Source organism: Marisediminitalea oceani, assembly GCF_003731635.1.
Taxonomy (GTDB): domain Bacteria; phylum Pseudomonadota; class Gammaproteobacteria; order Enterobacterales; family Alteromonadaceae; genus Alteromonas; species Alteromonas oceani.
The window spans coordinates 22671-35073 of record NZ_RCUA01000044.1 but is presented as its reverse complement, the minus strand read 5'-3'; the positions used below and the strand labels follow the sequence as shown (position 1 = coordinate 35073).

At 48.8% G+C, this 12403-nt stretch carries 11 protein-coding genes; 5 read left to right on the top strand and 6 right to left on the bottom strand.

What is annotated here, in order from left to right; translation table 11 throughout:
• Positions 1-19: 19 nt before the first annotated feature.
• From D9T21_RS13730 to D9T21_RS13720, 3 genes are all read right to left on the bottom strand, one after another.
• Entirely contained in the window at positions 20-916 is an 897-nt protein-coding gene (locus D9T21_RS13730) for a pepsin/retropepsin-like aspartic protease family protein (protein ID WP_123325536.1), read from the bottom strand.
• Between the two features lie 104 nt (positions 917-1020).
• Complete coding sequence (locus D9T21_RS13725; RefSeq protein WP_123325535.1) at positions 1021-1731, bottom strand: type 2 periplasmic-binding domain-containing protein; 711 nt, start codon at positions 1729-1731, stop codon at positions 1021-1023.
• Positions 1732-1754: 23 nt separating this feature from the next.
• Positions 1755-2141, bottom strand: coding sequence for a hypothetical protein (locus D9T21_RS13720; protein WP_164464689.1), 387 nt, complete (start codon positions 2139-2141; stop codon positions 1755-1757).
• Positions 2142-2388: 247 nt separating this feature from the next.
• Between D9T21_RS13720 and D9T21_RS13715 the strand changes: the two genes are divergently transcribed.
• From D9T21_RS13715 to D9T21_RS13700, 4 genes are all read left to right on the top strand, one after another.
• On the top strand, positions 2389-2727 hold the full coding sequence (locus D9T21_RS13715; protein WP_105934138.1) for a P-II family nitrogen regulator: 339 nt from the start codon (positions 2389-2391) through the stop codon (positions 2725-2727).
• A 33-nt stretch (positions 2728-2760) separates the two neighbouring features.
• Entirely contained in the window at positions 2761-4044 is a 1284-nt protein-coding gene (locus tag D9T21_RS13710; RefSeq protein ID WP_123325533.1) for an ammonium transporter, read from the top strand.
• A gap of 286 nt (positions 4045-4330) precedes the next feature.
• Positions 4331-5086 (top strand): PEP-CTERM sorting domain-containing protein, encoded by a 756-nt coding sequence (locus D9T21_RS13705; protein ID WP_123325532.1) that lies wholly within the window; start codon positions 4331-4333, stop codon positions 5084-5086.
• A gap of 140 nt (positions 5087-5226) precedes the next feature.
• Entirely contained in the window at positions 5227-5979 is a 753-nt protein-coding gene (locus D9T21_RS13700) for a sugar-binding protein (RefSeq protein WP_123325575.1), read from the top strand.
• 26 nt (positions 5980-6005) lie between these two features.
• Here D9T21_RS13700 and D9T21_RS13695 read toward each other — a convergent pair whose 3' ends face one another.
• The 3 genes from D9T21_RS13695 to D9T21_RS13685 form a co-directional block, all read right to left on the bottom strand.
• Positions 6006-7535 (bottom strand): GGDEF domain-containing protein, encoded by a 1530-nt coding sequence (locus tag D9T21_RS13695; protein ID WP_123325531.1) that lies wholly within the window; start codon positions 7533-7535, stop codon positions 6006-6008.
• A gap of 150 nt (positions 7536-7685) precedes the next feature.
• Entirely contained in the window at positions 7686-9905 is a 2220-nt protein-coding gene (locus tag D9T21_RS13690) for a GspE/PulE family protein (RefSeq protein ID WP_123325530.1), read from the bottom strand.
• Between the two features lie 157 nt (positions 9906-10062).
• Positions 10063-11814, bottom strand: coding sequence for a DUF4153 domain-containing protein (locus tag D9T21_RS13685; protein ID WP_123325529.1), 1752 nt, complete (start codon positions 11812-11814; stop codon positions 10063-10065).
• A gap of 81 nt (positions 11815-11895) precedes the next feature.
• Between D9T21_RS13685 and D9T21_RS13680 the strand changes: the two genes are divergently transcribed.
• Positions 11896-12375, top strand: coding sequence for an acyl-CoA thioesterase (locus D9T21_RS13680; RefSeq protein WP_105935531.1), 480 nt, complete (start codon positions 11896-11898; stop codon positions 12373-12375).
• Positions 12376-12403 lie beyond the last annotated feature (28 nt).

Genomic DNA, 12403 nt, shown 5'->3' with positions numbered 1-12403 from the left:
CAGCCCGGCGTTAGCCCGATTACTTTTCTGGCGGCAGAGACACGTGGATCTTGCCGGTTTTATAATCCATGGTGAGCAGGAAATGCTGGAATAAACCGTAGCCGATAATGCCGACAATACGTTTACCTTTAATGCGACTGCGGGTTTCAGAAAACTGGCTTTCCAGGTTAGTGGTCTCGCCAGGTGCAGGAAAGCTCACTTTTACATCGGCAATTTCGAAAGGGCCAAATCTTACGGTATCTGCATTGGCAACATCCTGAAAACCGGTACTGTTAACCCCAGAAGAAGACGAAGAACCTTCGACTTTGTCGAGTAAGCCGGCCCGGGATGCATAGCGACGCTCCATAAAGATACTGCTGGAGCTACCGGTATCCACTAAGAACCAGAAGTTTTCGCCATTAATGGTTATCTCAGCGATGGGCATGCCGTTACCGCGGTTGTCCATGGATCTCACATTCGATGCTTCATTCATATCCACGCTGTCGCGGGTGAGTAAGCGAATTTTCTTTTCGGGGTAGTTAATCTGAATGATAAACGGGTTGAAAAAAGCCGCTCCCAACAACATTCCGCTGCTATGATGGCCCAGATTAAATTCTACTACCTTATCCAACTCAAACTCGGAGCCGAACAGGCCAACCTGAACATTGTTATAGGTGGTTCTGTCTTCGGTGTCGTGAACGCCCTGAACACGCATTTTTGCGCCGGTGGCCAGGTCGAGGTTGTGTTTACCGACAAATGCTTTATTAATAGCATGCACCTGAGAGCCGGAGTCGAGTAGTACGTGGGTTTCAATACCTTCAACCACGATGGGTAAGTACACATGGCCGTTGTGAAGCGTAAAATCAACCCATTCGGAAACAGCAGCTAACGCTCGTAGGGGGGCAAGAAGCAAAATCAGCAAGAGAGCATACTTCATTGAATTTCCTTATTTTATTAATTAATCCTTTATCAACGAAGAAAAATATACACCACAAGAGGATGGGAAGTCGAGGGATCTTTGAGCAGTAAAATGGCGGCAGATTAATGGGTGTCTGCGTAATAATTGCGCCGGATCGTCTGAAAGGCGCCAGTGGCAATGCCGTTGGCAATAATTGCTTCTAACTCGGCTTTGTGTGCATAAAGCCACGAGTGATTGTTGATGGCAATATACTGCTTATAGACCTCAGGTGGCTGGTAAGCGGCTTGCGTAATGGTGTTGGTGTAGTCGAGCTCCTTAAGACGCAATTCGGTGCTTTGCGTTACATGCAAAAAGCCATCTATGCGGCCTTTTAACAGCATCTCGATTTTTTGTTCCAGCGAACGGGCCGGCACAATATGCGCTGGGGGAATTTCGCTTAATATAGCATCACTGTTGGCGTGTCGGGTGAGGCTCAGTAAATGCTTGCGCATGTCATCAGCCTCAGTAAACAGGCTCTCATTGCCGGTAAGTACAAATAATCCGATGCTCAGATTATCGTAGGCGGGCCTGAGCAAAATGGTATGGCTACCAATGGGGGCGGTGCCAGACACTCCAACCATCATATCGATACTGCCGTCATCCAGTTCTATCAACCGCCGGGCGTATGGCATAAGGGCGATGTCTGCCTCTGCATGAAGCTGCTCACTGATATAGTTAATAAAGTGAGCATGCAGGCCATTAGGAAAGTTACCGGAGACTGCCGATTTAAGTTGCTTTGCTGCGTGCGTATTCGCGGATAACAACAGTAGCAATAACAACCAGCGATACCACATAACGACTACTGTCTCCCCGGGACTCAGTTACAGAGGGGCTTGCCCCACCACTCGCCGTCTTCCACATATTTAACCACCAGACCATCATGAATCAGCAGCGCATGTGTGTTAAACCCGGTGTCTTTACCCACCATGTTGCGATAATTGAGGGTGGCACAAACAAGATAACCGTAATAAACGTTATCCAGTTCATTGCCCAGCCAGTAACGTTTAGGCTTTTCTATTTTGCCGTACTCAACAGAATTTGGGTGAGTGAGGTGATAACCATAGTAGGTTTTTACGATATTTTCGTAATCATCAGGGTAGGCGCCGTAGTCAGCATCACTGATTTCCTGTTCGGACGGGAGCGACGTACATCCGGATAACATACCAGCAGAAATAACAGCTAACGCAGCAAGCAATTTTTTCATATACATTCATCTCCTTTTTGTTTTCAAACCAGGGCTTCAGAGCGCAGAGGATATCATATCCTGACTTTCTCTCGTTACGGCAATTAGATAATGAAACGTGCCTGAGCGCTATATATTGCGACGAAACTGTGATTGTACAAGCCCGGTAACGCTACTTTTGACTAATAAGGTTTTGTTAAAAAAAGTGGTAAAAATACTACTGTTCAGAGAAAATAAAATTCACCTTCCCTGAAAGAAGCCCGGAATAATGAAAAAAATAACTGCGATTATAAAACCATTTCGCATCGAAGAAGTACGTCAGGCCCTGGCTGACGTAGGAATAAACGGCTTAACAGTTAGTGAAGTAAAAGGGTTTGGACGACAAAAGGGCCACAGCGAGTTGTACCGTGGAGCCGAGTATCAAATTGACTATGTACCCAAAACACAAATGGAGCTGGTGGTTGCCGACGAAAACGTAGAACGCGTATGTGAAGCAATTATCCAGAGTGCCAGGACCGGCAAGGTAGGCGACGGAAAATTATTTATAACAGATGTCGAAAAGGTTATCCGAATAAGAACATCAGAAACAAACTCCGACGCAATTTAATACAACACATTTGAGAATCAACAGGACACACTTATGCGAAACTGGCTTATCGGCCTGGCGTTTATGCCGGGCTTTGCATTGGCTGAATCCGGTGCAGATTCTGGCGACACCGCCTGGATCCTAACCGCTACAGCTCTGGTTTTATTTATGACCCTGCCCGGTCTGTCGTTTTTTTACGGCGGCCTGGTGCGCAGCAAAAACGTACTTTCGGTTTTAATGCAATGTTTTGCAATTGCCTGTGGCGCGTCTTTGATTTGGCTGATAGCCGGTTACAGCCTGGCATTTGGAGAAGGTAACGCCTTTATCGGCGATTTCTCAAACATGTTTTTAGCCAATACGGATAAATCCTCGTTATCCGGTACTCTCCCGGAACCGCTGTTTTTCATGTTTCAGATGACTTTTGCCATCATCACGCCCGCACTGATGGTGGGCGGGTTTGCTGAGCGTATGAAGTTCTCTTCCGTGTTAGTGTTTTCCCTGGCCTGGCTGGTGCTGGTTTATCTGCCAGTATGTCACTGGGTATGGGGCGGCGGCTGGCTGGCACAAATTGGCTTGCTGGACTTCGCTGGTGGTACGGTGGTGCACATTACCGCCGGTGTAGGAGCATTGGTGGCAGCTATGTATATTAAAAACCGCCACGGCTACGGCAGCGCGTCAATGATCCCACACAATCTGACAATGACAGTAGGCGGCGCGGGAATGCTTTGGGTTGGCTGGTTTGGCTTTAACGGCGGTAGCGCAGTAGCTGCCAATGGTGATGCTGCGATGGCGATGCTGGTTACTCATGTATCAGCCGCCGCAGGCTCACTGGCCTGGATGACTATAGAATGGGTGAAATACGGTAAGCCCTCGGTGTTGGGTATCGTTACCGGCATGGTGGCGGGGCTGGGAACCATTACTCCGGCTTCGGGCTATGTTGGTCCGGCAGCGGCCCTGGTTATTGGCCTAACCGCCGGTTGCGTTTGTTTTTACTTTACTAATCTAATCAAACAGAAGTGGAAAATTGACGACTCACTCGACGTGTTCCCGGTTCACGGTATTGGCGGTATTCTGGGTACGTTCCTGGCGGGTATTTTCTGTTCTCCCGATTTGGGCATTTTCAGCGGCTACGGATTCGGAGGCGATAACACCTCCATCGGTGAGCAACTGGGCGTACAGATGGTCGGTATTTTTTCCACGTTTGTTTACACCGCAGTGGTGAGCCTGGTGCTGCTCAAACTGGTAGATATGCTCACTAAAGGTATTCGGGTCACTGCAGAGCACGAACAGCAGGGGCTGGATATCAGCAGCCACGAAGAGCGTGGATACAACCTCTGATCCACTAACAGGGCTGCTAATGCAGCCCTGTTAACTACGTTACATTGCACTAAAGTATAGTGTCACTTTTTTTTACAAATCGACGGTGTGCAGATTTACTCAAAAAGTCCTCAAATCAAAAAATTGCCGGTTATTCAAATAATTATTTGAAAGTTGAACGATCTGGCCCCTTCCTTGCTACCAACGCGTCAGGTGTGCTTAATTTTTAATCACGCTTAAAATACTGCAAATAAAAACGTAGAGAATGCGTTGTACTACGGACGTTTATTGAAGAAGGACTTTTTACATGAAAGCAAAGAAACTGTTTGCTGGCGGTCTCGCCGGTGTACTGTTGGCATCTGCGACTGCTGCCAACGCAACCATTCTAACTGTATTCGATGGCATTACTGACGGCGTAGCCGATTTCGACAGCACTGTAACGGGCGCTGGCGGGACTGTTGGTGTTGATGTTTGGGATACTGCCTTTTCGGGCTCATCAATCGACCGAGGTGACTACGTTATCACTCAAAATGATGGTGGTACCGGATTCGCTTCAAGTTACGGCACCCTGACAGGCACTGCAATTGGTATCAATCCTTCCGGTGGTGGATCGATTCCACGCACGGATCCAATGGATTACTTTGGTAGTGGCATTACTTTCACCTTCGACAGCGCAGTAAATGCTGTTGGTTTTGAAGTAGGTGACTGGGCAACGTGTTGTACCGACCCAACGACTGATCTGTTTATCTCATTTGACGGTGGTGCGCCAATTTTAGTGGCTTCTGCGTCAACGAATGCCGAAGGTCTATTCCCGTCACAAGCTGATCCGTCAATTGACGTATTTGAAATCTTCGTAGCTGCGTTTGACGATAGTGGTGAGTTTACTGAGGTATCGTTCTGGGGTAATGGTATCGGTGAAGTTCTGGTTGCTGGTGGTCAGTTGCGTTATGCACTGTTAGATCAAGACAGCCTTCCGCCAACAACTCCAGCTTCAGCGCCTGCCTCGCTGTTACTGATTATTGGTGGTTCTCTGCTTGCGGCTCGTCGCCGTCGCTCTGCATAAATCACGACTCCTTCGTAACTAAAAGGCCTGCTCTTGCAGGTCTTTTTTATGCCTCAAAAGCATTAAGTAGTGCCGCTGTTGTAAATTTGTTGTTAAACTACGTGTTTTTATTACAACGAAAATACAGGCGACTTATCATGATGAAGCTTAATAAGATCATGCTGGCCGGATGGTTAAGTCTGATTGCCGCGGGCCAGGTGTTTGCAGCACCTACTGAAGTGGCTAAAGCCAGTTCGCCGGTTGTTATCGACGGTAAAGCCGATGAAGCAGCCTGGGATAACGCAAAATGGCACCCCCTTAAGCACCTCATGGTAGGCACGATGCCTATCCCGGCAGACTTTAGTGGCCGGTTTAAAATGCTTTGGGACGAAGATCAGTTGTATCTGCAGGTAGAAATTATCGACGATGTATTGATCGATACTCACCCTAACCCGCTCCTGGCTTATTGGGATGATGACTGTCTTGAAATCTTTATTGATGCCGATGCCTCGGGCGGCAATCATCTAAAATCTTACAATGCTTTTGCGTACCACATTGCCCTTGATGGTAACGTTGTGGATATTGGCCCAACAAGCAATGGCGGTCAGGAATTTGTTTTACTCAATGAGCATGCCACCAGTCGCTGGACCCGTGAAGATACGTCACCCTATCAAATAACCTGGGAAGTCAGTTTCAGAGTGTATCCGGACACTTTTCATCATAATAAACCGGTGCCGCCTTTGAGTCTGTCAGCAGAGCAGGTGCTGGGTTTTATGCTGGCCTATTGCGACAATGACGGCAGTGAAGAGCGTGAGCATTTTGTGGGTTCCCACGAAGTTGAGCCGGTAAATGGCGATCGCAACCTTGGTTATATCGACGCTTCCGTGTTTGGTAAGATCAAGCTGGTTGACTAATCTCCCGGTAATATTAACTAAACCGGCTACAGGCTAACTGCGGCATGCTTTTGTTCGTACATCAGCATGTCGGCAGCGTGGAGTAATAACGACAGGTCATTGTTCGGAGTATCAATAATTTGCGCACCCACACTGGCCGATAGCGGGATATGCTGCTCATCGATTTTGATGATCAGATCTTCCAGGCGCTGAGCGATACGTTTTTTCACCCGTTCGGCAACATTGCGACTGTGACAATGGCTCATCACCACAAACTCGTCGCCGCCGAGCCGGCCAACAATATCCTGTGCCCGCGACTGACTGTTAAGAATTTTAGCCAGAATGACTAAGGCCTGATCACCAACCCGGTGGCCGTAGGTGTCGTTGATCTGTTTAAAGTCATCTAAATCGATAAACAGCAGTAACAACACGCCACCCTCTTTTCCATGGCGGGTCATCATTTTTTGTGCTGACTCTTCCCAGCCGCGGCGATTCAATACCGGGCAGAGCGGGTCGCTTGAAGCTGCAAGATATGCCTGCATCTTATCTGACTGCAGGCGTTTTACACGCTCCGAAGCGGCAATAGCCAATAACAGGGCTTCAACGGTAACCGCTACAATTAATGCGTACCGGTGCAGAAACTCGTTAACATCAGGCAAATACACTCTGAATACCATGGCAGCCAGCAGCACCAGCAAGGCGATAAGCACCCAACCGGCGCCATGTATTTTACGTAACAAAGCGTAGGCTGTAGCCAGTGTGACAGCAACCATACCTACCAGGGTTACCAGCCCCATTAACTGGTTGGCAATAGCGTGTAAAGGGGCGATGGGCAGTGCGGCTATAACACCCAGTCCCAGCACAACGATGCCGCTGTAAAGAATTATCAGGTATTCCCATCGCTTGAGGATAAGACGCAGATCAAGCAACAAAGTGATGAAGCGCAGAGCAGTGTAAACGGTTGCCCCGGCGAAAATGGCTTTAATCTGGTGGCTGTGCAACCAGTGCACCGCCGGGAACACTATGCGCAGTATTCCTTCCTGTAGCACAAAGAAAAAGCCGGCACTGAGAATATACCCGCTGTACGCGTAAAAGCCGGCATTGCGCAGGCTACGACCAAGTATTCCCACATAAATACACAGCGCAATACAAAATCCGCCAAAGGCGCTGATGGTTAAAATGTGCAGGTTGTTATCGCGTTGAAAGGTGCCGAGATCGCGAAGCGACATACTGACTTTGCTGATATGGTCTGATTCGGCAGTCAGGGTAAACTGATATACGCCTTCAGGTAACAGGTAAGCCGCTCTGGCACTGGCCAAAGGCGTGATAATAACATCCTGACCAGTATAAACTGACGGCTTTTGCAGTGCGTCTAAAGGGAAGCTCAATACCCTGGCTTCCGCCAGACGGCATTTAAACTGGATGTCATTTAACCCAAGGCTGATATCCAGCGGTTGCTGTAAAGTTTGTGCTTGCGGAGCAATAACCTGACAGTCGGCGTAGCCGGGCGATGAGAATAACATCATCAGCAGCACACTGATAAAAACTAATTTATAACGCCCTATACCCTGCTTCACAGTTCAACAACCTGATACTAAAAGTTCGACTATTCATCCATTTAATGCCATGGGCATTACACTGTTGATTACTTTACGCGCACTCTTGCCCGCTGTGAATGAAAAAAAGGTTATGAGGGTATTTATTCCGATTAATGCCGGGAGGCGCGACTAGTCGCCTCCGACAATTTGTACCTGAGCGAGGTCTGTATCGCCTTTTATTACCTTGTAGATAGCATCCTGGATAAGGGTTCGCATACCATCCTGCATGGCCTGGGCCTTCATCTCGGCAACCGATGCCTCTTTATAAACCAGCGAGCGCAGCGCTGGGGTCATGCCCAGCAATTCATGCACTCCAGTCCGGCCGCGATAGCCGGTATCGCCGCAGTCGTCACAGCCCTTGGCACGGTAGATTTCAAGATTATCAGGCAGGTTGAGTTCATCGATGTACTCTTCGCCGTACTGCCGTCTGATAAAGGCCATATCGGTATCTGACACAGGGTGCTTTTCCTTACAGCTGCTGCATAAGGTTCTGATTAAGCGCTGAGCAAGTATGCCCACACACGCGTCGGAAAAGTTGACCGGGTCGAGGCCTAAATCGAGTAAACGGGTAATAGTTTCCGGGGCGGAGTTGGTATGCAGAGTGGATAAAACCAGGTGACCGGTTAATGAGGCTTCAATACCCGCGTGCGCGGTTTCTTTATCCCGCATCTCACCAATCAGGATAATGTCCGGATCGGCCCGCAAAAATGCCCGGAGTGCATTAGCAAAGGTGAAGCCGATTTTCGGGCTTACCTGTACCTGTTGTAAGCCAGGCTGGGTAATTTCTACCGGATCCTCTGCAGTCCAGATTTTCTTTTCCGGTGTATTCAGGTAGCCGAGGATGGCGTGCAGGGTAGTGGTTTTACCGGAACCAGTAGGTCCTACTACCAATAAGATACCGTGAGGCTTTTTGATCATTTCCTCAAGCCGGGTCATATTACCTGGCGCAACATTCATTTTACCCATGGGCATGGCACCGCCAGATGCCAGGATTCGCATCACCACGCCTTCGCCGGCAACGGTTGGAATGGTAGCAACCCGCACTTCCACTAACTGGCCGCTCATTCTGAAAGCCAGTTTGCCATCCTGAGGTACGCGCTTTTCGGCGATGTTCAGGTTAGACATAATCTTTATCCGCGCAATCACCGCACTATGGTGTGAAGCCGGAACCTGGTTGATATCGCGGCAGACCCCGTCGATCCGCATGCGTACCCTGGTTGGGCCGCTCTTTTCCGGGTCGATATGAATATCCGAGGCATTGAGTCGCTTTGCGTCGTGCAGGATACGGCTTACCAGACGTACCACCGCAGGCGCGTCGTCAGAAAGCTCATCAACGCCTTCCTCAGACTCCTCGGCCGAAGTGCCGATTTCATCAAGGATCTCACTCATTTCACCAGGGGCACCGCTGCCCGCTGAGTCACCGAGGTATTGCAGAATATGGTTAGGAAGGCCTACTGCGATGTCGTAGCTGTCGATACCCAGCGCACTTTCAATTTCCATCAGTAGTGACGCATTATTCGGCTCAGCCATCAGCACAATGGGTTTATCATGTGCGTCGGCAATTACGGCCACGAAATTACGTTTGAGGTAAGAGGTATTAAGCCGACTTTCACTCTGAAACGCGTGGTATTTTTCCGGGTCAAAGCCGATGTATGGCACCTGGTAGTGAATCGACAACGAGGTGCCGAGCTTGCCTTCGTTAATGCGGTATTCCGACATTAACCGTTGTACCATCTGACGGATATCGCTGCTGGTTTCCTGAAGGTCCGTGAGAGCTTTCTCACTGAGCAGGTTTTCATGCAGTAGCAGATCAAAGGGGTTTTGCGTGCCACCAAGCTCAAATCGAAATTTGGTGCCCAGAATATCGTTGAGTTGTTGCGCTAGCTCCATATCACGGTTGGTGAACGGCCCGTTGTTTTTATTGATAATCTGGAAAACGCCCATGATAACGCCGGCGTTCAGAATAGGTACACACAAAATATTACGGGTTCTGAAGTCGCTGCTTTTATCAAACCGGTCGGCAAAGCGCAGGCGCGGATGAATGGCGGCAAGTTCTTCCTGATCATAAGGGTCTGAGATAATTAAGGGGCGTTGCGACAAGGCAACATAACCGGCAATCGACAAAGGGCTGATTGGCACCTTGATTTCCATTGTTTCTTTACCGGTTTTAAACCGGGCAACCAAATCCTGGTGCTGGCGACGCCGCTGAAAGATACTCATGCGTTGGGCATCAAATAAACCGAGTACAAGGGGTTCTAGCTCTTTATAGGCATCTAACAACGTCGGCTTTTTCTCAAGCACTGTGTTGATTTTATCGAACACCAACTGGTTTTCATTTATCTCTGACATATTCTACTACAAATTAGTAAGCTGTTACTCACAGGGCAGGAAACATATCCGACTGTGACGAAGTATAGTATTAATATATATCAACTTATACCCTCTGACCTAATGCGGCAATACTGCAAAAGGTGCAGGTGGTAAAAGTCGGTGCATGTCGGGCTGTTTACTGCCCCTGCTCAGGTGATGATTTTAGTTGTTCTTTCAGCGTCACGTTAAAGTGAAAATCACCGATTTGCATAATGCGGTACTGCGGTTGCCTGTAATTTACCTCCAGTGTCTGAAGATGCTCGCGTAGAGTCATCGTTTTATTTTTACCGGTCGGGCCCAAATCTTCTATATCTATCGGATACCAATTACTGTTTCTGCGTATATACAGGGTGGCGTCTACCAGGTAGTTAGTTTCCAGCATTAGCAGGTAGTCGGTTTGGTTATCGCCATCAGGGTCGACCGCCAGCAGGTAGATATGTTCAGCCTGGCGCAACAGGTAGTTACTTTTAGTTAGGCTGTCGTAGATGACATCGGCGAGATCTGAGGGCATGTCGCAGTCGTTGAGGCATTCGATACTGTTGATCACCATCAGCTTGTCTTGTTCCGGTTCTATCGCAGCTTCCTGATAGGCTCGGGAAAGTCTTAGTTCCAGTGTCGGGTGACTGTCGCCATAGGTTTGCTTTAGATGTTCAATGGCAAGGTAACCAGGCAAAGCAAGCTGATTGGCAAAATACGGTATGTCTATGTCCTGCAGATCGGTTTGTCCGGATTCGATACGGGCCAACTGGCTATCAGCTGTTAATTTTCGTAAGTCTGCAAAAGGGCTGTTTACCAATACCATCACCAGCATCAGTAGCCAGCCCATCGCGACATTAATGCGGCCGAGACCGGCAATCCAGTCATCTCTGTAGCGTGCTATACAAGTTACATAGCCAAGGGAAAAAAGCGCCAGAAACATCCATACTATCATCCCCCAGTAACGACTTACTGACCAGCCATACTGCTCCACCCTTAGGGACAGGCCATAAAATACCAGCCCGCTATAAACTGGCAACAAGAGTATGCCGAGATAGATAAACCGGTGTACAAAAGGTGAGTAGGGGCGTTCATCTGCATCACCCTGATATACGCTGTTCAGCGCAAACAGCAGGCAGGCCTGCATCCACAGGATGAGATAACTGCCCGGGCCTTCTTCCCATAGCGGCGATAAACCGGTAAACGGTAAAGCGAGCAGGAAGATCACAGAGACAAACACCAGTAATACAAGAAGGTATTTCAACAGCGCCTGCTGCAACTGTTTAATGGTATCGACGATAACGCTGAGCCGGCGGATAAGAATGACGCCCAGTGCCAGAGCAAGATTGAGCGCCGGGTAATAAAACCACTTTTGTTCAAACAGTTCGCCAAAAAAATCGATATTGATAACCGAGAAAAGCCCGGCCCACAGCATCAGTACCCCCCAGGTAACCAGAGTAAACGCCAGTGCCAGACCCAGCGTAAGCAGGTTGCGCCACGAATAGTGAAACAACTGAGGATAAACGAAAGGCTCATCGGCCGTTTTTACCTGCATATACATCAGCGCTTTAAAGGTCAGTAAAGCCAGAGTAAATGTCATGGGGGCGAGCAGGGTGTCGAGGCGTGAAGGCGAAGAAGGGATTGCCTGGCCACCGGTGTAAAAGGCAAGCAGCGCACAAAGCGCGGCAAAAGGGGCGATGTAGGTAACCAGCCTGACCTTATTGCGGTTGTTAACCCCCAACAGATACATGCCAGGCCCGATAATGACCAGAGCATAAGTGGCAAATAGCCACTGCGGCGCCGTGGCCGGCCAGAACTCAAAGTCGATGGACTGATGTAATAGCATTAGAGCGAGCCCCTGTAGCAGGGCAATAAGTAGCATCAGCCGGGTAGGATAACGCAGTTCTTCCATAAATATCGTCGCCTGATTGTTTTACTTACTAAACTACAGTAGTTTTATGAATTGGTGAAAATTAAATAAAGAGAAGAACTTATGCCCGGTACTGAGCGTTCATTAACGTTGCGCTTTCTGGCAGAGCCTGCGGATGTCAACTTCGGTGGTAAAGTGCACGGCGGTGCGGTAATGAAATGGATCGACTTAAGTGCCTATGGGTGTGCTGCCGGCTGGAGCGGGAAATACTGTATTACAGCGTACGTTGGCGGCATGCACTTTGTTAAGCCTATTCTGGTAGGCAATATCGTGGAAGTGGAAGCCAAGGTGATTTATACCGGCAAAAGCTCAATGCATATTCGTATTCTGGTGCGTGCTGGCGATCCGAAAAGCAGCGAACGGGAACTCTGTACACATTGTATTGCTGTGATGGTAGCCATGGATGAGAACGGGAAGCCTTCATCTGTACCTGACTGGGTCCCCCAAACCGAGCAGGACAAGCGCCAGCGTGACTCGGCATTAAAACTGATGGCAATGCGCGATCAGATCCGCGAAGAGATGACGACCTACGTGGATAACTAACATTGTTAACTTATTCATCAGGAACCAG

Bases quoted from the DNA above. Each gene is read 5' to 3' on its own strand.
- D9T21_RS13685 (WP_123325529.1), bottom strand. From the start codon at position 11,814: ATGGAAGAACTGCGTTATCCTACCCGGCTGATGCTACTTATTGCCCTG.
- D9T21_RS13730 (WP_123325536.1), bottom strand. From the start codon at position 916: ATGAAGTATGCTCTCTTGCTGATTTTGCTTCTTGCCCCCCTACGAGCG.
- D9T21_RS13700 (WP_123325575.1), top strand. From the start codon at position 5,227: ATGAAGCTTAATAAGATCATGCTGGCCGGATGGTTAAGTCTGATTGCC.
- D9T21_RS13690 (WP_123325530.1), bottom strand. From the start codon at position 9,905: ATGTCAGAGATAAATGAAAACCAGTTGGTGTTCGATAAAATCAACACA.
- D9T21_RS13715 (WP_105934138.1), top strand. From the start codon at position 2,389: ATGAAAAAAATAACTGCGATTATAAAACCATTTCGCATCGAAGAAGTA.
- D9T21_RS13710 (WP_123325533.1), top strand. From the start codon at position 2,761: ATGCGAAACTGGCTTATCGGCCTGGCGTTTATGCCGGGCTTTGCATTG.
- D9T21_RS13680 (WP_105935531.1), top strand. From the start codon at position 11,896: ATGCCCGGTACTGAGCGTTCATTAACGTTGCGCTTTCTGGCAGAGCCT.
- D9T21_RS13705 (WP_123325532.1), top strand. From the start codon at position 4,331: ATGAAAGCAAAGAAACTGTTTGCTGGCGGTCTCGCCGGTGTACTGTTG.
- D9T21_RS13720 (WP_164464689.1), bottom strand. From the start codon at position 2,141: ATGAAAAAATTGCTTGCTGCGTTAGCTGTTATTTCTGCTGGTATGTTA.
- D9T21_RS13725 (WP_123325535.1), bottom strand. From the start codon at position 1,731: ATGTGGTATCGCTGGTTGTTATTGCTACTGTTGTTATCCGCGAATACG.